Below are 22,945 nucleotides of genomic sequence, written 5' to 3'. Positions count from 1 at the left end.
AACAGGCACATGCCGCCGGAAATGGTGATCAGGCGTGTGAAATGGACTTGACTTTTAACATTTGCATAGGAAAAGATCAAGGATTAATGGGCTTTTCAGCGGTATTTTTGTACAATTTTTTTTAACTGCCCCCATACTTCTTTACTAAGCAATTAAAAAAACCTAAAACAGGCTTTAAAGTAACTCAAAAGTTATAAAAACAAGGAGACCCGCTGAATGTTCCCCTATCTTTTCAAAATCGGATTCTTTGAACTGAGAATATACAGCCTGATGTACATCACAGGGCTGCTGCTCACCATATACTTTTCCCGCAGAAAAGCGGCTAAGCTCGGCATCAAATCGGAAGAGACGGAGAACTTCATTCTCTTCACATTTCTTTTCGCCCTCATCGGCGCGCGGATCTATTACGTACTCTTCCGGTGGGACTATTACGGCGGCAGCTTCTTTGAAATGATTGCCATCTGGCACGGCGGACTCGCCATACACGGCGGACTCATAGCGGGATTCATCGCAGCCATAGGCTTCTGCCTCCATAAAAAAATAAGCCCTTTCAAAATGGGCGACATTATTATCCCTTGGCTTCTGCTCAGTCAGGGACTGGGCAGATTCGGCAACTTCGCCAACGGCGAGGCGCACGGTGTGCCCACTCTTACGCCCCCTTCAATCATCTTCCGCGCTGAAAACGTCTTCCCTCAGTTCTGGGCGCAGACGCTGAAAACAGCGGGACTCAACAATAACCCCGAAAGCGTCTCCCGCCTTAAGGATATAGCAGCGCAGACCCCGGACGGACTGGCTGTGACCTTTATGGACAAAGTCTATTACATCAGGGAGTACTTCCCTTGGGGAATAAGCTTCACCAATAAGTTCGGCGCCGCCGCATGGCGTGATTTCGGCACTCTGCCCGTTCACCCCACATTTTTCTATGAAATGTTCCTCAACTTCATCGGCTTCGCGATTCTGTTCATTATGTGGAGAAAAGACTCCAATATAGGCACGGGCAGAATTGTCGGCGGCTACCTCATTGCCTACGGAGTAATCCGTGCGCTGGTTACATTCTTCCGTGCCGATGATCTCATGCTCGGTCTCCTCCGCGCCCCTCATATCGTCAGCATTATCATGGTGATTGCGGGTATCGGCTTCATAATTAACGGGCACTACAGGGCAAAAAAGCTCTGATCGGCTTTACAAAAGGGCGGAGCGGCTTTAAAATTAATCAGCTTTCTTACTGTTTTGCCCATAAAGCCATAAACAAATTTAATTCCTCCGGAGGAACACTTCATGAGTATAAGGACAACTGTTTTCGCGGCTGCAATACTGTTTTGCGCTTCCGCCGCGTCAGCTTATGATTATCCCATATCCGGCGGCAGTCCGGAAAACTACACGCCAGTTTTTGAAAAAATAAGCAGCGGTCAGTGTGATAACATGACCGCAGAGCTCACGGAGCTTGCTGAAAAGGAAGGCGTTTCACAGGACTTTTATCTCGCCCTCTGCCTCTTTGACAGCGGGCAGCTTGCTAAAGGCTACGCCGCAGCGGGCAGGCTGGTTGCCGCCGAAGACTTCGATGAGGCGATATATCTCATGGACAGGGAGGAAAAGAAGGATCTCTACTGGCCTGATGTCTACAAAAATAAAGGGTTCTCCTACTACGGCACAGGCGACCTTGAATCAGCTCTCAAATATTTCCTTAAATACAAAACAACTAAGGAATCCGATCCGGAAGTGGACTACCGCATAACAGACATATACATAAACTCAGGCGACCTTGAAAAAGCCGAAGCAGAGCTTGAGGCAGTCCGTGTTAAGGACGACCGCTACACCTACCGCAGGGGCATACTTGACCTGAAAAAAGGTAACGTGCAGACGGCTTTCAGGAATTTCCGCGGCGTAAGCGGCGAAAACACCGAAGCATACGCAAACAGCAGCTACATGATAGCCGAAATGTGCGCCTCACAGAAACGCTTCGGATGCAGTGAAAAAGCCTATGAGGCTATGGCTTCCTCCTCGCCCAACTTCGTAAGACAGAAGAAGCAGGAGCTTGAAAAACAGAAAAAACTTTTCGGCGCTGTTATCGCCATAGGCGAGCAGTACGACACCAACGTTACCTCAGTGGATGAGGACAAGGTGGAGAGCTTCTCCGAAGAGGACAGCTTCAGAACATACATATTCGCAGATCTCAGACTGAGCTTCTATGACGTTCTCTACGACAGGATAGATACCGGACTGCTCAACTACAAATCATGGAACCACAGCGTTTCGGAATACGACGCCCAGTCTCATAAGCTTTATGCCGGCTTTATCAAAAAGTATGATGATTTCGAGCTGACTCTCCCTTATGTAAGCTATGCTCTCACTTACATGGACGGTGAAAAATACTCCGACACAATTACCCTTGAGGCGAAGGGAGCATACCTCATGGACAAATGGCGTTTTTATGCCCCCGTGTCCGTCACCTTCAGGGATTACGACACGGCAACTCCCGCTGACTACAGCAGAGACGGAACCGAATACAAGGGCGGCTTAGGCGTTTCCAGAATTTTCAGCAAAATCCACATGGCAAGCCTTGAAGGACACCTCGGCACGGAAGACACTGACGGAAAATTCAGAGAAGTCACTACCGGCGAGCTTAAACTCACCTATGCCGGACAGGTCATGAAGGACACCACCCTCCAGCTTGACTACAATACGATTCTCTATGACTACAAAAACGGCGGACGTGAGGACAGATACCACAGCGCGGCAGCGACAGTCCTCTACAAATTCCTTGAGAGGCATTACATTAACTTCGGCTACAGATTCAGCCTCAACGACTCCAATGAAGATATTAACGACTATAAAAAGCACGTCTTCGATATGGGCGTGAGCTATTTCTATTAAGGAGCAAAAGATGAGATCAACAGCAATATTACTGACCGCTTTTCTCCTCGCACTCCCTGCTTTTGCTGCGGAAAAAGCGGGAGATATAAAACTGGTTAACGGAAAAGTCGAAGTCCTGAAAGAGCAGCAGGTGGTGGGCAGGGCAGCCAAGCCCGGGACAGAGTTCCTCACCGACGACCTCATACGCACAAAAAGAAAGAGCTACGCTGAGGTCACTTTTGTGGACGGCTCCAGCGTTAAGATCTATGAAAGAAGCAGGCTGAAAATAAACGGCATAGAGCGCGGAAAGGACTACAACGCCGATATTCAGAAAGGACGTGTTCTCTTTGACATTGCCAAGTCTGAGGACGTCAGCGGAGACTTCAAGGTCAAGACCACCACATCGATCATAGGCGTCAAGGGCACTTCCTTCCGCATAGATGTTCTGCCCGAGCTCACGAGGGTAACCGTTAACGAAGGTGTGGTGGAGGTCAGCAGGCTTGATGTGCCGGAGCAGAGTGTGCTTCTCAACCCGGGGCAGTCGCTGCTGATCAGGCAGGACAGCGATGAGATGAACGTCACACGCAGCCAGCCGGAGACCGACATTGACTATGAGGACGAAACGGACGGCTTAGCCGACAGAAGCGCTCTCTCTGAAAACAGGGCTCCTGTTATTCAGCAGCCGAACCTCCTACTGACCAGTCTTCAGGACGGCACGAGAGATATAGACCAGATATACGAAAAACCGCAGGACAGGGAAAACCTTGTGGAGGCGCTCACAGGAAGGGCAAGAATCCGCATTGACTTTGAGCATTAGTCTTATAGCAAACTGAAAAGTTTGAGACTGCCGCGCCTCTTTGCTCCTCATAGTGACGTAACCGACTGTCATTGCAGATCTTAGCGAAGCAATCTCATCTATCTTCTATATCAAATCCCGCAATTTATCACCAGTCTGAGGAGGCTTCACAGCCTCCTTTTTTCATTTAAGGTAAAATTCACTGGAACTTTCATGAATTAAGATTAATATTATAATAATTAATACCGATATATGTATTATCACTGATTCCGAAAAGGTATTTATGTTTTATGATTACGGCGGAACGCTGGCCCTGATAGCGGTAAGGACATTATTTCTGATTGCCGGACTTTACGGAATACTCGCAATGTTTTCCGAGATAATATCCTACAGAATAATAAGATTTAAGGCATCATCATACGTTTTGTGCGGCTTCTCCGGATTTATTGCGGTAAGCGGTCTCATGCCTTTTGAGCCTGATTTCAACTCCCTTGCGTTCGTACTGTCCGTCAGCCTTGCATGCTTCGTCTACACCCACTATTTCGGAGTAAGGATCCCGCTGCTGATAGAAACCGCGGCGGAAAAAGAGAAAACCCTCATAGAAACTTATATTAACGACCTCGCCTCACCGTTCATCCCCAAGAAAAAGCATTTGGATCTGAATATTCCCTACTGCCGCATAGATTACGACCGGACGGAAAGAGCAATTAACCTTGAGAGCAACGGAAAATATGACGCCAAAGAGCTTTACCGTTTCGTGGAAGAGGCTGTCAGGAGCGAATACCGCATAATAAGCAGAAGACCGCCCACAGGGAAAAACAACAGGTTCAGCCTTATCCTCGAACCGAAATCGGAAATACTCAGGAAATAGAAAAGCCCTCCCGTTTTATTCAGAAGGGCTTGGGAATCGTCTTTTTACGCTTTGCCGGCGGAGCCGAGAACGTTAAGGTTTTTATGCTTGTAAAGCTCTATAAGCTCTGTTCTTGCGGGTTTAAGATATTTTCTGGGGTCAAACTCATCGGGGTGTTTTGCCAGAGTTTCCCTTATCATCGCCGTGAATGCCAGCCTGCCGTCGCTGTCTATGTTGATTTTGCACACGGCGCTTTCGGCGGCTTTTCTCAGCTGCTCCTCGGGGATTCCCACCGCGCCGTCAAGCTTGCCGCCGTAATTATTAATGATTTCCACATATTTCGGGACAACAGAAGACGCGCCGTGGAGAACTATGGGAAAACCGGGAAGACGTTTTTCGCACTCCTCAAGTATGTCAAAACGGAGAGGGGGCACTGATTCGCCGGGTTTAACCTTAAATTTGTAAGCCCCGTGTGAGGTGCCGATGGAGATCGCAAGGGAATCAACGCCTGTTCTCTTGACAAATTCCTCAACCTCGTCAGGGTTGGTGTAGTGAGATTTCTCGGCGGAAACATCGTCCTCTATCCCTGCGAGAACACCGAGTTCGCCCTCAACCGTTACATCAAACTGGTGGGCGTACTCAACGACTTTTTTGGTGACTGCTATGTTGTCTTCAAAGGAGTGGTGGCTGCCGTCTATCATTACTGATGAGAAACCGAAGTCAACGCAGTCCTTGCATGTCTCAAAGGTATCCCCGTGGTCAAGATGCAGCGCTATGGGTATTTCGCAGCCCATTTCCTTGGCAAGCGCCGTGGCGCCCATTGCCATATAGCGGAGCATGGTGGCGTTCGCGTATTCCCTTGCCCCTTTGGAAACCTGAAGGATCAGGGGTGACTTGGTCTGCACGCAGGCGGTTACTATCGCCTGAAGCTGCTCAAGGTTGTTGAAGTTGTAAGCGGGTACGGCGTACTTGCCTTCCATAGCTTTTTTGAACATTTCCCTTGTGTTCACAAGACCTAATTCTCTGTAGGAAACAGCCATTTATAAAACCTCCGTTACATTATATCTGTCAAGAAAACCGCCAATCAATAATCCCCTTCAGGGCGGGCTTCTTTATGCTCGGGTTATTAAAGAAACATGCTCAGGTTCATGCGGATTTCATCCATTTTGAGCCTTATGCCGTCTCTGCTGTCAGCGGCGCAGTTGGGTATAACCATTCCGTAAAACTTAAGCCCGTAGTGGGTGCAAACCTTCTTCGCCCATTCCACTGCCGGTTCGCCGTGACCTCTGTTCCCCGCGCCCTGAACAAAGACAAAGAACAGCTTCTGCTCCGGTCTGAACTGGGGGATTCCGGCTCTTTTCTTGAGGCAGACCCATCTGTCCATAAAGGTTTTGCAGATGCCTGAAACCGCCGCGTAATAGTTGGGGGAGGAGAGAATAATCAGATCCGCCTCAAGGAGCTTGGGCAGCACGGCTTTAAGGTCGTCGTCCGTTTCACAGATTCCTTCACCTGTGCGGCAGTTTTCGCATCCGCCGCAGTTTGAAAATTTAAGATCCTTCAGTGCGATAACCTCGCAGTCCTCGCCGCTGTATTTTTCAGCAAGCTGTTCTGAAAGCCATGCGCAGTTGCCTTTTGCACGGGGGCTCCCGTTAATTATCAAAACCTTCATAACGTTCTCCAAGTTCATATTATCCGTATTAAGCTTAACTCTGCAACATCTTTTCATAATAAATAATCACCTTGACGAACGAAGGCGGGAAAAGGATAATTCAGCTATGGAAGATATGCTTAATAAAATCGAAAATCTCGGAATAAAAGTGATCCGTCCGTCCGAAAACGGCGCCTTTTCCTTTGACGGAGCAAGCTATGACATGCCTGCGGGCACCGTGACGGTTTGGCTGGAAACAGTGTTTGCCGACAACGCAGGTCTTGTCGGGCTTACCAGCGGGGAGTTCAGGGCAGTTCTGCTTAAAGGCGTTTATAAGGACTTCGTGCGCCTCATAGAGGGTGAGCCCAATATTGAACCCGCCAAAATGGTAAAGCTTGCGGAAACAGCGGTCAATATTGAAAAGGGGCTTGATATTTCCGTGCGCCTCGGTGTTTTCCTCTCAGGGGAGGACCAGCGCTTCGTTTTCAGGGCGGAGGAGATAACGCCAGCCGACAAATACCTGTACGACAGGCGGATTCCGTCGGTTCCCGCAGCTCTTTCCTCAGTGGAATACACACTCTCCCAGAACGAAGGAGCACCGGAAAAAACCCTGTACGGAAGGGGTATGCTGAGCGGATACCTCCCCGAAACCCTTTCGCCCTTTGCCCTGTCCCTCGCAAAGACTGTGCCTGATTTGTTTAACCCGCTGATGATAAGCGTTAACGTGAAAACATCCAGCCCGTCCCTCGCCTGCATATGCGGCAAGCCGTTTATCAACACCTCAAACGCCGAGCACATCTGCACCACCGCCGGAACAACTCAGGACTACTACCTGCTGAACTACGCTCCGTGGATATATGTGAAGAACACCAAGTCATCCTTTAAGCATCCGAACCTTAAGATCTTCGCCATAAACGATGAAGAGATCACCGAAGGCATAGAGGACATAAAGTCAAAGGAGATCACTAAAGAACTCCTCTTCTCAGATGATTTCAGCGAGCTTTTAGCCCTCTGCGCAATGACAATGCAGCTTATCCAGCTTAAAACGTGGGAAGCGTTCACCGAAGCCTACTCCATGCTGAAGGATTTTGAAACCCTGCTGAGGTTTGTCTATCTCACAAGAGAAAAATCGCTGATAGACTCATCTCTCGATATGCCGCCGTTTCTTGATCCGTTCTACCCGCCTGTAAAATCGGTGATACACCGGAGCTTTAAGACCGCGGACTTTGATTCTCTGTTCGCTGCACTGCCCGCCGCAAAAAGGTTCCTTATCGGTAAGGATAAGCTCCGCAGAGCAGTGAAAAGCCTCCACGCCTGCCTTGACCTCAGAGATCGGGCGGCGGAAGCTCTCTTCGGCGTTTCGGCTGCTCTCAGCGGTCTTGTGCTCTCCTTCGGCAGTGAAATGGTTGAGGGCAGGCTGATAAAAAGCCCAATGGACGCATTCGCATTTGACCTCACTGATCTCAAAAATTTCTATAATGACGAGTACTACGGCAACATACCCGTCACCCTTTGGTTCAAGAAATGGCAGGGGGAACGCACGGCGGCTCAGTTTGTGCCTTACGATATTTACGAAAAGGACATAGCGGACACTGCCTCAATAGTCAAAAAAATGCTGACAAAAAAGCAGACGGAAATCCCCTGCGTGTCGTTCGGTCATAAGGATTATGAGGGTGTGGGCTGCGCTCCTGTCCGCATTGGTGACAGACTCACGGACATTGCCCTTGTGCGCAATCTCTCCCCCGTGATGCTGAGCTGTCTGGACGGGTGCCACGCAGTGGTGACAGACACGGCTCCGCTGTTTGCATACCTCACGGAATACTGCATACGCACTGAAACGCCGCTGTACTCCGGAGTGCGCTTCGCCGGACTCATCGGAAACGGTAAAAGAATAAAGCTTTACGGAGACAAAATAGAAATAAAGGACTGATGCCCTATGGAAGAAAACTTTGAAAACGTCTCAGACTGCCTGCATTCGCCAAGGGTTCAGCATGTGCTGACGGAAACCGAAGAGAACTTCAAAGACCGCATCAAGGGGATGATTGCCGGAAATATCATAGGCGATATGCTCGGTCTCACCCAGATGTCGGGAGAGGGCACGCTTACGCCGGTCCGCCCGGTTCAGCTTAAGGGAAAATATCAGAAGGATATAACCGGAGGCGGAATATATGGACTGCCCGCCGGAAGCTGGACGGATGACACTTCAATGCTTATAGCCCTTGCTGAAAGCCTCCTTGAAAAAGGATGCGTCAATCCGGAAAATGAACGCAGACACTACATGAAATGGTTTATCGAAGGCGCATATACACCGTCCGGAGAAGCCTTTGACATAGGGCGCACCACAAGGGAGGCGCTCACGACAGGCACCGCCCCTTCCGACAGGGAATCCAACGGAAACGGAGCCCTCATGCGCTCGTCAGTTATCACGGCTTGGTACATCAGCTCCGCGGATAAAAACCTCATTGACGCCTCCGGTCTCTCCTGCTCGGTCACCCACGCTCACCCCATAGCCAAATTCACGAACGTTGTCTACAACCTGCTCCTCAAGAAGCTCATTTCGGGTTTTGAGCCGGAACAGGCAGTGATGTCCCTGCGGGATGAATACGAAGGGCTTATGGATGACCTGAGGGATATATTCCTTGAGCCGGAGGTCTACCAGACCACACCGTACTGCGTGACAACACTTGAGACGGCAATCTGGCTGAATATGGAATCCGCTTCATTCGAGGAGGCGCTCCTGAAGGCAGTTAACATAGGCGGAGACACAGACACGGTCGGCGCCGTAACCGGAGCCGTGGCAGGGGCAATCTACGGATGCGCCGCAATACCCGCTGATTGGATGCGCTATGCTGAGAATGTTATGAAAAGATATGCCGGACTGAAGATATTTTTATAGACACAAGCTGTTTTTTTGGGGATGCGTTGAAGCGAAGCCGTGTTTATCACGGTGCGGGCGTGTAAGTCAAACTGACATGATGTACAGTTTGATGTGATAAAACGTAGACCCTTCGCTTCAGTTAAGAATGGCACCGTGATAAGTTGCCCGTTTATTCCTCATTGCTTTTGGCGGAAAGGGAAACAATGTTCAGCTTCACCGTGAGCATGTTTTTGGTCATGTTTTCGGTAAATTCGGAATCATGCAGACCGTAGTGGCCCATTATTATTTGCAGCGCCTTACGCTTTTCCGCATGGCTCTCCTGAATAACAGCATCTGCCTCGCCGCAGACAGAGGTAAACTTTGTTGTCCACCTGCATGCGCTTTCTGCCCTTACAAGCTCATTTCTCAGAATTATCTGGAAATATACCTTCGGGTCTTGCTTAAGAAGATCTATCTTACGCCCCTGTGACGCACAGTGGAAATACAGCGCGTCATCCCTGTAGCCGTAGTTCACGGTCACAAGGTAAGGGTAGGGGGCGTCCGCCAGAGCAAGGTGAATCACTTCACCCTGCTTCAGCAGATTTTCCAATAATTTATAATCTTTTATCTCTCTCTCAGACCTGCGCATCTGTAAGCTCTGTTTCCTCTTCAACGCATCCGGTGATTATCCCGCATGAGCGTTTTCTCCGCTCCATACGTTTTTCAGGCATGTTTTCCTTGCATTTAACACATGCTCTGTCGGGGTCAAACTCGATATTTCCGCCGTCAATCACAAGCTGGGTTCCGTTCACAAGAAATCCCGCCACCTTTACTCTGGCTTTTTCAACAAGCCTGCTGAAAGTGGGGCGTGAAACGTTCATAAGCACGGCGGCTTCCTCGTGGGAGAGTCCTTCATAGTCTGCGAGTCTTATAGCTTCAAACTCGTCAAGAGTGATTCCCACAGTTTTCAGCTTCTTAGCCGGAACCCCCCGGGGTTTGAAATGACAAATTTCCGGCACAACACCTACTGTGCGTGGTTTTAATGGTCTGGGCATAGTACACGTCCTCCAATGAAAAAACTAACGATGGTTGCACAAATTAAAAAACGTAATAGCTGTTATTACTACCGTTTCGGTATGTAAAATCATCATTTAGCGCATTTGTCAACAATTAAATTGTTAGCCCCTTAATAAGGAGCCCATTTTTAGCTTAATCACAAATAATTTATACTCTGAAATTATTTTAAAAATTGTTCAGATGTCTGACCATTTACATTTACTTATACTTTACACTGGTGCGATTCCGCATACTATAGCTAAAAACAGACTGAACACCGGTGCTAACCTGAACCCGAAGACTCAGGAGCGCAGCTCCGCTATTCAAATCTTGCGAACCTTTCGGGAGAAAACCTCATTTTTCTGTCAGGAAGCGATACGCCGTCCTTAAATCTGCCGACTGCTATGAGCATCGGCACAACCTTGTCCGCTTTTATGCCGAAGGCTTCTTTTATCTTACCCTCGTCGAAACCGTCCATGGGGTGGGTAACATAGCCGAGTCCTTCCGCCGCTGTCATAAAATTCATGGCGAAAAGACCCGCGTTCTTAGCGGAGAAAACCTTTCTGCGCTCGCTGTCAGGCAGACCGTAAAAGCCGCCTGCTGTCTTCTTCACACTCTCTGCCGCCGCCGCGTCCGCATAACCCTTGTCCACAAGGTCGCTTGCCACTGCGTCCAGATTTTCCTCCACCGCGTCCGTATTGCCTATGATTATCAGCACTGCGGAAGCCTCCTCAGCCTTAGGCTGGTTAAAGGCGCACTCACGGAGAGCCTTCTTGCGCTCCGGCGAACGCACAACCACAACCTCCCAAGGCTGGATGTTGTAAGAGGACGGAGCAAGAGCCGCAAGCCTCAGAAGCTCCGTAAGCTCATTATCGGAAATTTTGAAGGACGGATCGAAGAAATTCACTGATCTGCGGGTAATAATGGTCTGAATGGTTTCCATGTTTCACCTCGTCATGGACTATTATACCATTCCGATCCGATTAAGGTATGTAAAGTTCGTTAAAAATGTCTATTCTTTTTCTCCGGTGTAGCCCTTGCAGACCACATAAATCTCAAAGGAGCTCTTCCTTGTGGCTGAGGGTCTGATAACCTTCACCATACTGAAGCACTTGCGAACCGCCTTGAGGAGCTCCTGCGTGTCCTCGCCGTCGAACAGCTTGAAGCAGAAATTGCCGTTTTTCCTCAGAACCTTTTTAGTGAAATCAAAAATTATCTTCACCAGATCACAACTGTTTACATGATCCAGAAGCTTCGTTCCAGATGTGTTCGGCGCCGCGTCCGAGAGAACAGTGTCAAACTCGGGGCATACGGCAAGCACCCTGAGCAGCACCTCATTGTCGGTCAGATCGCCCAGAACAAAATGAAAATTCGGATGCCCCATCCCCTCGACCTGAATGAGATCAACTCCCACCACAGGCTGCTTTTTCACCGTCTCAAGCACAATCTGGCTCCAGCCGCCCGGGGAGCATCCCGCATCCAGAACACGGCTGTTCGGATTATAAAGGGCGTACTTCTTGTTAAGCTCCGTCAGCTTGTACGCAGCACGGGATTTGTAGCCTTCCTTCTTCGCTTTTCTGTAAAAAGCGTCTTTTCTGTTATACATTTATCATTTCTCTCTTGCTGAACATCTTAGCCGTGAGCAGCTTTTTTTAAGTTCTCAGGTTCTCTCCCTGAAGCCGGATAAGGCTGACTTATTCCTTGCTGACCGGAACCACGTCATAATGCTCTATGTGGAAGTCCTCACTGGGATTGACCTCTATTGTCACGCTCATCATGAGCTCTATTTCATCAAGGCTTTCCTTTTCGTCGTTTAGTATCAGGTCGACAACATCGGGATGCGCCTCAACGAGAATCCTTTTATTTTTGAAGTAGGGCGCTATGCGGCGTATTTCACGGAGTATGTCATAGCAGACAGTGAGCTTGGACTTCACTATCCCCCGCCCTTCACAGTAGGGGCACGGCTCGCTGAGGGTGCGTGTGAGGCTTTCCTGCACACGCTTTCTTGTGACCTCCACCAAGCCGAGAGGGGAGATGTTCACCACGGAGCATTTCGCCCTGTCGCCCTTAAGCTCGCCTTCCAGAGAGACAAGGACTTTTTCTTTGTTCTCGTCCCTGCTCATATCTATGAAATCCACGATTATTATACCGCCGATATTGCGGAGCCGAAGCTGCCATGCTATCTCTTTTGCCGCCTCAAGGTTGGTTTTCAGTATGGTTTCCTCAAAGTTGCGCTTGCCCACAAAACGTCCGGTGTTCACGTCTATCACGGTGAGCGCTTCCGCCTGATCTATTACGATATAACCGCCGGATTTCAGCCATACTTTTTTGTCCAGTATGCGGTTGATCTCTATCTCTATGTTGTAATGGTCAAAAACGGGCAGCTCATGTTCATAGAGCGCCACTTCGACATGGAGATCCGGCATATATTCCCGCAGGAAGGTCTTCATTTTCAGATAGTCCGCCTTGTTGTCTATGATGATGCGGCTGACCTTCTCATTAACCACATCACGGAGTATGCGGAAGATAAGATCATGATCCTCATATACAAGGGCGGGCGCGCCGGAGCGGGTCATCCGCTCCTGAATCTTCGTCCAGAGACGCAGGAGATACTCAAAATCGCTCTTTATCTCTTCGTAGCTGCGGTCAGCGGAGACCGTGCGGGCGATCAGCCCCATGCCCTTCGGCTTGGTATCCTTGAGTATCTGGCGGAGGCGCTCACGCTCCTCATCCTGCTCTATCTTGCGGGAAACACCCACATGCTCATAACCGGGCATGAGGACGATATAGCGCCCGGGAACGGTTATATGCGTGGTAAGGCGGGCGCCTTTCTGCCCTATGGCTTCCTTGGCGACCTGAACGATTATCTCCTGCCCTTCACGCAGAAGATCCTGAATGGGGGGGAATTCCTGAACGCGGCGCTCAGCCTCAAGATCATCAAACTCGATTGTGCCGTCCACGCTTTTTTCAAAAAAAGCCACCTTATCCCCGTTTTCCACATAAATATCCGCGACGGGAAGAAAGGCTGCCTTGCTTAAGCCAATATCAACGAAGGCGGACTGTATGCCCGGAAGCACCTTAACCACCCTGCCTTTGTATATATTGCCCGCAACATTTTTGCTGTGGGCGCGTTCTATGAATATTTCAGCCGTGCTTCCGTTTTCCAGCACAGCCACACGGCATTCATTTACCGTTGAATTTATTATTATCTCTCTGGACATAAATCAGCTCACCTTAAAGCCTGATTCTGCCCTCCAGAGCCTTCAGCAGTGTTACCTCGTCCGTGTGTTCAAGATTGGAGCCTATGGGGACTCCGCTTGCTATTTTCGTCACGCTTATTTCAGGAAAACGTTTCAGAAGACGGGCGATGTAGATTGCTGTGGTTTCACCCTCAACATCTGTGTTCATCGCCATTATAACTTCCGTTACCTCGCCGCCCTCAAGCCTTTCCAGCAGGGAGGCTATGCGCAGCTCGTCGGGTCCTATGCCGTCAAGGGGGGAAATTCTCCCGCCGAGAACATGGTACAGTCCCCTGAAGCTTCCTGTGTTTTCTATGATGAAAATATCCTTCGGTTCCTCAACAACGCATATCTGAGAGCGCACACGGTACCGATCCTCACAGACCGAGCAGACCGGAGCCTCGGATATGCCGCCGCAGACTGAGCAGAAGACGGTTTTTTCCTTAAGGTATACAATGCTTTCCGCAAGGCGCTTTACATCCTCCGGCTTCATCTTGAGCACGTGGAGGGCAAGGCGTCCCGCTGTTTTCCGCCCTATACCGGGCAGACGGGAAAGCTCATTAAGGCAGTTTTCAAATATTCTGTTCTTTATCATGCCGCAACAGAGGCAAAAAACGCCTTAAAACATTCCGGGCAGATTAATGCCCAGATTTCCCGTAATCTTGGAAAGTTTTTCCTGCATCTTAGCCTGAGCCTTGCCCATGCCTTCATTAACAGCAGCCACAACAAGATCCTGAAGCATTTCAATATCTTCGGGGTCTACAACATCCTTCTCGATTTTTATGCCGAGAAGCTCGTTCTTGCCGTTTACCTGAACCGTCACCATTCCGCCGCCCGCGGAAGCCTCTACAACCTCCTGCGCTGCCTCGGCTTGGGCTTCCTCGATCTTTTTCTGCATCTTCTGTGCCTGCTTCATCATCATCTGAATGTTCATGTTTAATTCTCCTTAAAATTCTGAAATATATATATTAGATTCTGTTACTTACGTTTTGGCTGCTTAACAGCGGTTTTCAGAACATCCTGTCAGAAAACCGCACACGCTCGCGCCGGACTTCGTCCGTCTTCGCTCCGCACGGCGCAGCTTCCATCCATGGAGCTGTGCGTTACTTCGTCATCCTGAGCAAAGCGAAGGATCTCAGAATGACGGAGGCAAGGATCAACCCGCGCCCTGAACTGCATATTATAAGACTAAAAACAGATTTTTTCAAAGATAATAATAAAAATGTTTCACGGGAAACAATTGCGGGCACAACGCTGTTAAAGGACGCAAAATAATTAAGAATCTTTAAAAGGGCATTGGAAATGCTTGATCAAAAAGCTGCCCCCGCAAGCAGGGACAGCTACAATCGGTACAGGCGAAACTCCTACTTTTTCCCCTCAATCACAACGGCAAACGGAGCCTTGATCCCTTCGGGAAGTAAGCCGAGTATATCGGTGGCGGTGCCTCTGTAATTTTTTTCATCAGGCATGGAGAGGTTTATGGAAAGGGATACCCGTTTGCCTATGCCTTTAAGCTCCTCAAGGGTGCGGACAAGGGCGTAGGGGCGTTCAAAGATAACCGCAGTCTGCTTGGTATTCTTCATATGGTTGAAAAACTTGGCGCGCTCCTGCTTATCCTTCGGCGGAAAGCCCGCAAAAAGGAAGGATTCGGCATAAAAGCCGCTCACAGAGAGGGCGGCTGTCACAGCCGAGACAGCGTTCAGTGAACGTACCTCAGCACCTGCGTTTATGCACATATCCACAAAGTCATACCCGGGATCAGCCACACAGGGCGTTCCGGCATCCGAAAAAAGTATCGCAGTGCCGCATGAGGAGACGGCGGCGATCAGCTCCTTCTTCTCCTCATCCGTTGAATGCTCGTTAAGAAGCCTGTATGAGTGTTCACGGCAGCCCACGGCGGCAAGAAAACGCAGGGTAGTCTTGCGCTCCTCGCCTATTATGAGATCCGCGTTCTTTATTTCATCTAGCGCATAAGCGGGGAGCTGCGAATAGTTTCCGCTTATGGGTGATGCGAGTATTTTTAAAAGAGCCATCAGCCTATTATCTCCACTCCGCCGAGATAAGGGCGGAGAACTTCGGGAACTTTCACACGCCCGTCCGGCAGCTGATAGTTTTCAAGCACGGACAGGAAGGTTCTGCCCACGGCGAGTCCTGAACCGTTGAGCGTATATACGAAATCCAGCCGTTTATCCCCCGCCTTTCTGAAGCGGATATTGGCTCTGCGTGCCTGAAAGTCCGTAAAGCAGCTGCATGAGGAGATCTCCCTGTAGCAGTTCTGCCCGGGCAGCCATACTTCTATATCGTAGGTTTTTGCAGAAGCAAAACCTATATCCCCCGTGGAGAGGGTCATTACTCTGTAGTGGATACCCAGAAGCTGGAGGATGTTCTCGGCGTCACGGAGCAGAAGTTCAAGCTCTGCCCAGCCGTCCTCCGGCTTCACAAGCTTCACAAGCTCCACTTTATTGAACTGGTGCTGGCGGATAAGACCCCGAACATCCTTGCCGTGTGAACCCGCTTCTCTCCGGAAGCAGGGTGAATATGCGCAGTGTTTTATGGGCAGAGCCGACTCATCAAGAATTTCACCGGCGTAAAGGTTTGTCACGGGTACTTCCGCAGTGGGTATGAGATAAAGCCCGTCACGCTCGCACTTGAAAGCGTCCTCCTCAAACTTGGGAAGCTGACCTGTTCCGGTCATGGACGCGGCGTTCACCAGAAACGGTGTCATTACCTCCGTGTATCCCCTTGAGGACTGAGTATCCAGCATGAAGTTGATAAGCGCTCTCTCAAGCTTGGCACCCATTCCGGTATATGCGGAAAAGCGGGCAGCGGCAACCTTTGTACCCCGCTCGAAATCCACAAGCTTGAGGTTTTCCGCTATATCCCAGTGAGGCTTTGCTTCAAAATCCAACGAAGGCTTCGCCCCCCATTCACGGTAGAGAACATTATCCTCCTCGCTTCTGCCAAGCGGGAGTGAGTCATCCACAAGGTTCGGCAGAGTGAGGAGCATCATCCTCTGGCGCTCCTGAATATCCGTAAGCTCTCTGTCCATCTCCGCTATGCGCTCTGAAACCTGCTTCATTTCTTTCTGAGCGGCGTCAACATCGCCGCCCTGCTGCTTTATGAGAGGGAATGACTTGGAAAAATCGTTCCTTTTTTTCTTAAGCTCTTCCGCTTCAAAGATAAGCTTCTTTCTTTCATCATCCAGCCGAAGCAGGGTATCGAAGTCGAACTCTGCGCCCCTCTTCGCCGTTTTTTCCTTAACCAATTCCAGATTGGCAGTTATATATTTAATATCAATCATTTAATTATTCTCCGTTCCGCCCAGATTATCGGTAATTCTCGTCAGCAGTTTTGAAAGCTTGGATGTTATGTCCGACGAGTATTTGCTGTTCGGAAACTCCCTGATAAGCGCCCTGTAATACTTTATGGCTTCCGCCTCGTACCCCTCTTTCCCTGCGTAGTAATCACCCAGCATAGTCAGGCTCTCAGGGTAAACAACTGTGTCCGGATAGTTTTCCACAATGTACTGCAATCTTTTAACAGCGGGGCGTTCCTTGTCCGTACGGAGGTAAAACTTAGCCACAAGAAGCTCACGCTCGCCCATAAGACCCCTGAGCTCACGTATTTTATCCGCAAGCTCATACTCTTTCGCATATCCCGGGTTTTCGTTCCTCAGTTCGCTGAAAATACGAAGAGCCTCCTCAGCGTTTTTCATATCCCTGTCCGGAGCGCCTATCTGCCTGTAATAGCAGAGCCCGAGCCTCAGCTTTGCCCTCGGAGCATCGGATGAATAGGGATAAATCCGCAGATATGTCTCATAGCTTGGAATGGCGAGTTCGTAATCCTTCGCAAGGAAATGGCTGTCCGCAAGGAAAATCTGCGCATTGCCCGCCATGTCGGGATCTCCGGCGTTTCTTATTGCCGCTTCAAACTGCTCCGCAGCGTCTTTATACTTCTTGCGCTCAAAGTACTGCATGCCTTTCTTCATGCTCACTTCGGCGGGAATCTCTTTAGGGGGCTGCTTGGCGCAGGAAACCGCAATAACCATAGCCATCAGTGTGATAATTAATTTACGCATCAGTTTTACCTCTGCTGTTTTTATGAGAAATTTATTTTTTATTGTTATTATCTCAGCATACAAACCAAAATTCTTAAAGCGGTCTTATGACCTCGCACACTATATCCGGATAGCTTATTTTTTCTATCCGGCAGACATACGGACCATAGCCGCTGATCGCTTCGGAATCGGTGAAGAGGACTTTCCCGTCCACCTCCGGAGCCTGAAACAGGGCTCTTCCTTCCATCAGAAACCCGAACTCATCGTTAGGCTTTTCGGCAAAGCAGATGATGTCATTTTTCTTAACTTTTTTCAAGCGTTCACGGGTGTTTTTTATCTGCGCCTTACGGAGCGCGCCGATCCTTCCCCGAACCGTCCTGCCGTCCACCCTCATGCCCATCGCGGTGGCTTTTGTGCCTTCCTCGGGGTAGAACGGGAAGAAGCCTGCATAATCCGGCTTGTACTCCTTCACAAATTCAAGGAGTTCTGCGAACTCCTCATCTGTTTCCCCGGGGAAGCCGACTATCATTGTCGTACGGATGAACGCTTCAGGATCGATTTCCCTTATCATGCTGAAAACATGTTTTATGCCGTCCGGTGTGGATTTCCTGTGCATATCCTTCAGCACACGTTTATTGATGTGCTGAACCGGAATATCGTAGTAGCTTAGAATCTTCTCTGAGTTTTTGACGAGTTTTACAAGTTCCTCCGTCACTCCGTCGGGGTTGAGGTACATGATCCTCACGTAGAAGTCGCCCCCGATTTTATCTATCTCCCGCAGAAGCCTGCAAAGCATCGGCTTTTTGTAAATATCTGTTCCGTATTTGGTATTATCCTGAGAAACAAGCACAAACTCCTTGACTCCCTGATCCTTCAGGGCGGTTATCTCGTTCACTATGTCCTCAATGCGCCTTCCGGTAAGGTTTCCTCTGATGGAGGGGATGGTGCAGTATGTGCAGCGGTTGTTGCACCCTTCGGATATTTTGATGTATGCGCTGAAGGGCACTCCGGTGAGTACGCGCGCGCCGCCGTAAAGGAAATCACGCTCCTTCCTCACAGGCTCGACCCCTTCCAGATAGGCTATGACATCGCTCATTTTGCCTACGCCCGTATGAAAATCTATCTCCGGCAGCTCGCCTGCCACATCGTTCTTGAATCTCTCTGTCATGCAGCCGGTGACTATCAGCTTCGCATCAGGCTTTTTCACCTGCGCCGCCTCAAGCACAGCCTCCACAGCCTCGTTCACCGCAGGTTCAATAAATCCGCATGTGTTGATTATTATCGCGTCCGCGTCGGCCATCTCAAGGCTTATCTCATGCCCGCCTTCCTGAAGCGAACCCATGAGATACTCAAGATCGACTTTGTTTTTTGAGCATCCTAAACTTATGTAAGAAATCTTCATGTTGTCCTTTTCTTTTGTATTTTTATCAGCGAAGCAGGCTCAGTTTTCTGAGAAGAGTTTGAGAAACACTTTTTTTTCTGTTCAGTACCCTTCGTCCTCAAACCATTTCTTCGCAATTACGCAGTCGTTGTCTATTGCTTTTATGAGTGTTTCCACATCCGGGAATTTCTCTTCTGGACGGATGTATTTAAGCAGCTCAATTTCCGTATCCTCCCCGTAAATGTCTCTGCCGAAATCGAAGATGTGCGTTTCCACCTTCATCTGATCAGGAAAACTGAAGGTGGGTCTTCTGCCTATGTTTGTGACAGACCTGTGCCGCACTCCGCCGATTACCGCCATGCTGATATAGATTCCCGCCTTGGGGATCAGTTCATTACGGAAGTCTATATTCGCCGTCGGGTAGCCCAATTGTCTGCCCACCTTGTTTCCGTCAACGACTTTTCCCTCGATAAAAAACGGGCGTCCGAGAAATTCGGCGGCTTTTTCCATATCTCCCTCAAGGAGAAAATTGCGGATATTCGTGCTGGAAACGGTGACGCCCCCGCAGGTGACCTTCGGTACACGAACGGCTGTGAAGCCGTATTTGCTGCCGAGGGTGACAAGCAGGTTATAATCTCCGCTCCTTGCTCTGCCGAAGCGGTAGTCATAACCGACAATGACGACGACCGCGCGGAATTTCTTTACCAGAAACTCTCTCACAAAAACTTCCGGGTCAATGTCCGCGAATTTGCGGCTGAACTCCAGAATGAACATGCTCTCCACCCCGGCTTCGGCGAACGCTTTTATCTTTGATTCCTCTGTCATGATCAGCTTGAGATCGGCACCGAAAAATTTCATCGGATGCGGCTGGAAGGTTACCACGGAGGGAACAAGCCCTTTGGTTTCGGAAATATGACAGAGTCTGTCTGTTATTGCCTTATGCCCCAGATGAAAGCCGTCAAAGTTTCCCAGAACAACGGCATGGGGTTTTTCGGTAAAAAAGCCTTCAATGTTTCGGATTACCTGCATTGCGTCAAAATATGACAAACGAAACAGATAAGCAACAATTTTCAGAAATATGACGTCTTTGTCTTTCGCAGGCTAAACTTAACTGCACATTTGCCGAAAAAACGTGTATAGGTATGTTTGGTATTTTAGAAGTATAATTATGTATTAACACTATTTCGGCGGGTATATATGTTCCTTTCAAAAAAACACACGGTTTATGTCAAGAACATGGATATAAGCTTTGAGGTCAAATCCGGCAAGAACCTTTTCACGGCGCTGGAGGAGAACGGAATAAAAATTTCGAGCCTTTGCCGCGGCAACGGTCAGTGCGGCAAATGCAAAATAAGGATAGAGACTAAAAATATCAACAAGCCCACACGTCTTGAACGGAGATCACTCTCCGAGCTCAGCATCAGCATGGGCATACGCCTTGCGTGCGAATATGCGGTGAAAAGCGATATAGTCATAGATACGGACGAACTTGCCAAAAGAGCGAATGACGATCCCTGCGTGCTCTCGGTGCAGACCCTTGCCAAGCTTGAGGAAGCCGCAGACGTGTACGGAGCTGACGAACTTCCGCTAATGTCCGGCATGGCAGAGCCTGAGCAGGAACACACGGAAGAAGAGGAGCACGAGAACTCCGAGGAGGACGAAAACGAGTTTAAGTCTGTCCTCTCAGGCGGAATGTTCCATTCTCAGCAGGATGAGCCGGAGTACGAGGAAGAATCCGCAGCAGAACATGAACCCGGGGAAGAACCAGCGCAGGAAGAGGAGCAGGAGCCTGTTATCGTGAAATACACGGAACCAGAGCCGGAGCCTGAACCTGAGGAGGAGCCGGAGGAAAGAGACGTGGACTACAGCACGGACGGTTTGCTTCTCATTCAGGCACCAAGAGGCATAACCTACTTCCACTATTCAGCGGGCATAGGCGGAATATCCTCAAAGGATTTCATAGAGACCGACAGAACCATAGCTGAACTTCTCCGTCAGGGCGAGCTGAAGCAGTTTCTTGACTCTAGCCTCCGCTACAGCGGTTATGAGAGAGCTATACTGATCCTCAGTGAGAAGCATTTCGAGGGCGAAAACGTCTTCGGGCTGATAAATTACTGCTCCTTCACCGACAACGGTCTTTTCTGCGAGGTCATACAGCCGGCGGGCTCACCGAAGGATATTCTGAAATTCTTCCGCTTCCTCAACCAGACATCCGGACGCAAAATGATAATACCCCTTGACGCATTAGAGAAAATTTACTTTTTCAACAGCGGAACCATAATGGGAATGGACGCATCCCTCAGGAGCGACTTTCTTTTTGAGCATATAAAGACAGGCGGCAGGAACCCTGTGACAAAAATCGCGGATGACCTCATGAGCTATGAGAAGAAGAACGCTGATCTTCCGCCGGATTCAATATCGCTCTCGGTGCTGTTTAAGACAGCGGCGCTGCTTTACAGCAAGGGGCTGCTCTCAAGGCAGTTCAAGCTGGCGGACAAGATGTCTCTCGTCGGTGACGGGCTTGAGGGCGGTCACCACATACGCCTCATAGCCAAGTTCAGCGGTCAGTCATTCAAAATTGACTCCGGTCACGAAATGCTTATCCCTCAGGCTGCCCTTGATGATCTTTTTGTTCTGCGGAACTTCATCCATGCCGCCATAAAATATGCGGAGAAACGGTGCGGCAAGCCGGACACGGTCATTTTCTACTCTCTCTTCCCCGTGAAGGAGCTGGCGGACAGTATGATAACACTTGAGATGGTTCCCAAAAGGTACCATGAGGTTATACGCACATTCTCTGAAGATCCCACACTGTTCGCGATCAATTTTTTCCACAAGTCCACGGTTCTTTCATACATTGAAAGCACACTTAAGATGGGTGAGGACATATCGCTGGAAGAGGACGAAATATTTGAAGGAATCTTTGAGAAGGTTAAGTCTGAATTTGAAGGCGAGGGATAAAGAAAAAGCCCCTGCTCTCTCAACGGAAAGGGGCTTGGCTTTCGGCAGGCTTTTAAGCTCAGTCGTTCATAGCAACCACTGCGTGCACCGCTTCCATGAGCTCAGCCGCACGCACAGGCTTGTTCAGGTAGATAACCACTCCGCTGTCGCTGGCTTTTTTATATGTTTTGAATGAGCCGAAGGCGGTTATCATAATCGCCTTGGTATTCTTATCTATCTGCTTAAGCCTTTCAAGAAACGCCAGACCGTCCATTTCCGGCATACGAAGGTCTGTCACAACTATGTCGAATTTGTCCTGTTTAAGAAGCTCTATCGCCTTAAACGCGTCTTCCGCCGTGCTCACCTTGAAGTTTTCCATCTCAAGAACTTCGGCATAGCCGAGCCTCGTGTGCTCCTCATCGTCCACGACAAGAATCTTAATATCTTTCATGCTTTATCTCTCGTCATCGTATTTTATTATCTCACCGTACTGGTAGAGGGGGAATACAGTTGAAATAGCGCTTTTGTAAAGAAGCTGCTGCCTGCCTTCAAAGGATGTGAGAATAGTATAATTATCAAACCCTATGAGAGAGCCTCTTATCTTAACCCCGTTGGTCAGAAAGCTTATAATAGGAGACTTGGATTTGCGCACTTCGTTCAGAAAAATATCCTGCATGGGCGGGCGTGTGTGCCTCGGGTGCTTGCCCTGATGCGTGTGGTAATAAATTTTACTGATGAAGTCTATATCCACAACGGTTTTCGCAGAAGCGACCGTCGCAATATCCCTCTTAGAGAGCAGAATCTTAATATCAGCATCGTCTATAATGAAGTGATACTGATCGAAATCCACAATCTTTCCCCTGAACCGTTCCTTGTTGCGCATAATGAACATCAACGGAACGTTCTTATTCCTCGCATTGTGCATGAACACAAATTCAATCTGGGCATAAATAGACATTTTCCCTGCCTTGTAAACTCAAAAGAGTAATAATATATCCCTTTTTCGGGCTTCAACGTAAATATACCAACACAAATCAAGAATGTCAAAAATGTGTTGAACACGTGTGATCTGCTTGGGAATAATCATATAGATATAAACATTAGACGGATATTTCAACAATAATAATTCATCCTGCTGTATAATGTGTAAAAATGATCAGTAGTTTACCACATAACTTTTCAACACCGAAAACCTTAACAGACAAGACTAAATATCACTTGTAAACAGTTTCAAGATACCCTATTATTACTTACTATTAAAATTACAT

23 protein-coding genes are annotated in these 22,945 nt (G+C 48.9%); 7 read left to right on the top strand and 16 right to left on the bottom strand.

The features are described 5' to 3' along the window. Positions 1-216 precede the first annotated feature (216 nt). From lgt to EP073_RS00825, 4 genes are all read left to right on the top strand, one after another. Complete coding sequence (gene lgt / locus EP073_RS00840; protein ID WP_128465284.1) at positions 217-1,176, top strand: prolipoprotein diacylglyceryl transferase; 960 nt, start codon at positions 217-219, stop codon at positions 1,174-1,176. A gap of 102 nt (positions 1,177-1,278) precedes the next feature. After that, positions 1,279-2,874 (top strand): hypothetical protein, encoded by a 1,596-nt coding sequence (locus tag EP073_RS00835; protein ID WP_128465283.1) that lies wholly within the window; start codon positions 1,279-1,281, stop codon positions 2,872-2,874. Between the two features lie 10 nt (positions 2,875-2,884). Further along, a complete protein-coding gene (locus tag EP073_RS00830; protein ID WP_128465282.1) occupies positions 2,885-3,670 on the top strand; it encodes a FecR family protein in 786 nt (261 codons plus the stop codon). Between the two features lie 262 nt (positions 3,671-3,932). Next, on the top strand, positions 3,933-4,520 hold the full coding sequence (locus EP073_RS00825; RefSeq protein WP_128465281.1) for a hypothetical protein: 588 nt from the start codon (positions 3,933-3,935) through the stop codon (positions 4,518-4,520). Positions 4,521-4,564: 44 nt separating this feature from the next. Here EP073_RS00825 and EP073_RS00820 read toward each other — a convergent pair whose 3' ends face one another. Continuing rightward, positions 4,565-5,539 carry a class II fructose-bisphosphate aldolase gene (locus tag EP073_RS00820; RefSeq protein ID WP_128465280.1) on the bottom strand — a complete coding sequence of 325 codons (975 nt, stop codon included), beginning with the start codon at positions 5,537-5,539 and terminating at the stop codon, positions 4,565-4,567. A gap of 86 nt (positions 5,540-5,625) precedes the next feature. Next, entirely contained in the window at positions 5,626-6,168 is a 543-nt protein-coding gene (locus tag EP073_RS00815; protein ID WP_164885229.1) for a flavodoxin family protein, read from the bottom strand. A 106-nt stretch (positions 6,169-6,274) separates the two neighbouring features. Here EP073_RS00815 and EP073_RS00810 point away from each other — a divergent pair, with 106 nt between their 5' ends. Continuing rightward, positions 6,275-8,077 (top strand): hypothetical protein, encoded by a 1,803-nt coding sequence (locus EP073_RS00810; RefSeq protein ID WP_128465278.1) that lies wholly within the window; start codon positions 6,275-6,277, stop codon positions 8,075-8,077. 6 nt (positions 8,078-8,083) lie between these two features. After that, positions 8,084-9,043, top strand: coding sequence for an ADP-ribosylglycohydrolase family protein (locus EP073_RS00805; protein WP_128465277.1), 960 nt, complete (start codon positions 8,084-8,086; stop codon positions 9,041-9,043). 151 nt (positions 9,044-9,194) lie between these two features. Here the strand turns inward: EP073_RS00805 and EP073_RS00800 are convergent, their stop codons facing one another. From EP073_RS00800 to EP073_RS00745, 12 genes are all read right to left on the bottom strand, one after another. Continuing rightward, the gene (locus tag EP073_RS00800; RefSeq protein ID WP_128465276.1) at positions 9,195-9,653 is read right to left on the bottom strand and encodes a pyridoxamine 5'-phosphate oxidase family protein; all 459 of its coding nucleotides are present in this window, start codon (positions 9,651-9,653) and stop codon (positions 9,195-9,197) included. Then, positions 9,640-10,059, bottom strand: coding sequence for a DUF134 domain-containing protein (locus EP073_RS00795; protein ID WP_128465275.1), 420 nt, complete (start codon positions 10,057-10,059; stop codon positions 9,640-9,642). The genes EP073_RS00800 and EP073_RS00795 overlap by 14 nt, the downstream gene beginning before the upstream one ends. A 320-nt stretch (positions 10,060-10,379) precedes the next feature. Then, positions 10,380-11,003, bottom strand: a complete 624-nt coding sequence (locus EP073_RS00790; RefSeq protein WP_128465274.1) for a nitroreductase family protein — start codon at positions 11,001-11,003, stop codon at positions 10,380-10,382. A gap of 69 nt (positions 11,004-11,072) precedes the next feature. After that, positions 11,073-11,666, bottom strand: coding sequence for an RlmE family RNA methyltransferase (locus EP073_RS00785; protein WP_128465273.1), 594 nt, complete (start codon positions 11,664-11,666; stop codon positions 11,073-11,075). 88 nt (positions 11,667-11,754) lie between these two features. Beyond that, positions 11,755-13,281 (bottom strand): Rne/Rng family ribonuclease, encoded by a 1,527-nt coding sequence (locus EP073_RS00780; RefSeq protein ID WP_128465272.1) that lies wholly within the window; start codon positions 13,279-13,281, stop codon positions 11,755-11,757. A gap of 13 nt (positions 13,282-13,294) precedes the next feature. After that, positions 13,295-13,894: a recombination mediator RecR gene (gene recR, locus EP073_RS00775; RefSeq protein ID WP_128465271.1), complete on the bottom strand. Its 600-nt coding sequence runs from the start codon at positions 13,892-13,894 to the stop codon at positions 13,295-13,297. Between the two features lie 24 nt (positions 13,895-13,918). Beyond that, a complete protein-coding gene (locus EP073_RS00770; protein WP_128465270.1) occupies positions 13,919-14,233 on the bottom strand; it encodes a YbaB/EbfC family nucleoid-associated protein in 315 nt (104 codons plus the stop codon). A gap of 430 nt (positions 14,234-14,663) precedes the next feature. Beyond that, on the bottom strand, positions 14,664-15,332 hold the full coding sequence (gene rsmI, locus EP073_RS00765; protein ID WP_128465269.1) for a 16S rRNA (cytidine(1402)-2'-O)-methyltransferase: 669 nt from the start codon (positions 15,330-15,332) through the stop codon (positions 14,664-14,666). After that, positions 15,332-16,600 (bottom strand): serine--tRNA ligase, encoded by a 1,269-nt coding sequence (gene serS, locus EP073_RS00760; RefSeq protein WP_128465268.1) that lies wholly within the window; start codon positions 16,598-16,600, stop codon positions 15,332-15,334. Before serS ends, rsmI begins: the two co-directional genes overlap by 1 nt. Beyond that, the gene (locus EP073_RS00755; RefSeq protein ID WP_128465267.1) at positions 16,601-17,377 is read right to left on the bottom strand and encodes an outer membrane protein assembly factor BamD; all 777 of its coding nucleotides are present in this window, start codon (positions 17,375-17,377) and stop codon (positions 16,601-16,603) included. 73 nt (positions 17,378-17,450) lie between these two features. Further along, complete coding sequence (gene rimO / locus EP073_RS00750; protein ID WP_128465266.1) at positions 17,451-18,758, bottom strand: 30S ribosomal protein S12 methylthiotransferase RimO; 1,308 nt, start codon at positions 18,756-18,758, stop codon at positions 17,451-17,453. Positions 18,759-18,839: 81 nt separating this feature from the next. After that, entirely contained in the window at positions 18,840-19,784 is a 945-nt protein-coding gene (locus EP073_RS00745; RefSeq protein ID WP_241654021.1) for a bifunctional riboflavin kinase/FAD synthetase, read from the bottom strand. Positions 19,785-19,934: 150 nt separating this feature from the next. Between EP073_RS00745 and EP073_RS00740 the strand changes: the two genes are divergently transcribed. After that, a complete protein-coding gene (locus tag EP073_RS00740; protein ID WP_128465265.1) occupies positions 19,935-21,698 on the top strand; it encodes a 2Fe-2S iron-sulfur cluster-binding protein in 1,764 nt (587 codons plus the stop codon). A gap of 58 nt (positions 21,699-21,756) precedes the next feature. Here the strand turns inward: EP073_RS00740 and EP073_RS00735 are convergent, their stop codons facing one another. Beyond that, positions 21,757-22,128 carry a response regulator gene (locus EP073_RS00735; protein ID WP_128465264.1) on the bottom strand — a complete coding sequence of 124 codons (372 nt, stop codon included), beginning with the start codon at positions 22,126-22,128 and terminating at the stop codon, positions 21,757-21,759. A gap of 3 nt (positions 22,129-22,131) precedes the next feature. Next, the gene (gene hfq / locus EP073_RS14050; RefSeq protein WP_128465263.1) at positions 22,132-22,635 is read right to left on the bottom strand and encodes an RNA chaperone Hfq; all 504 of its coding nucleotides are present in this window, start codon (positions 22,633-22,635) and stop codon (positions 22,132-22,134) included. Positions 22,636-22,945 lie beyond the last annotated feature (310 nt).

Source organism: Geovibrio thiophilus (assembly GCF_004087915.1).
Classification (GTDB): Bacteria; Chrysiogenota; Deferribacteres; order Deferribacterales; family Geovibrionaceae; genus Geovibrio; species Geovibrio thiophilus.
Note: the sequence above shows the minus strand (reverse complement) of the source record. Positions and strands in the feature narration are given on the sequence as shown.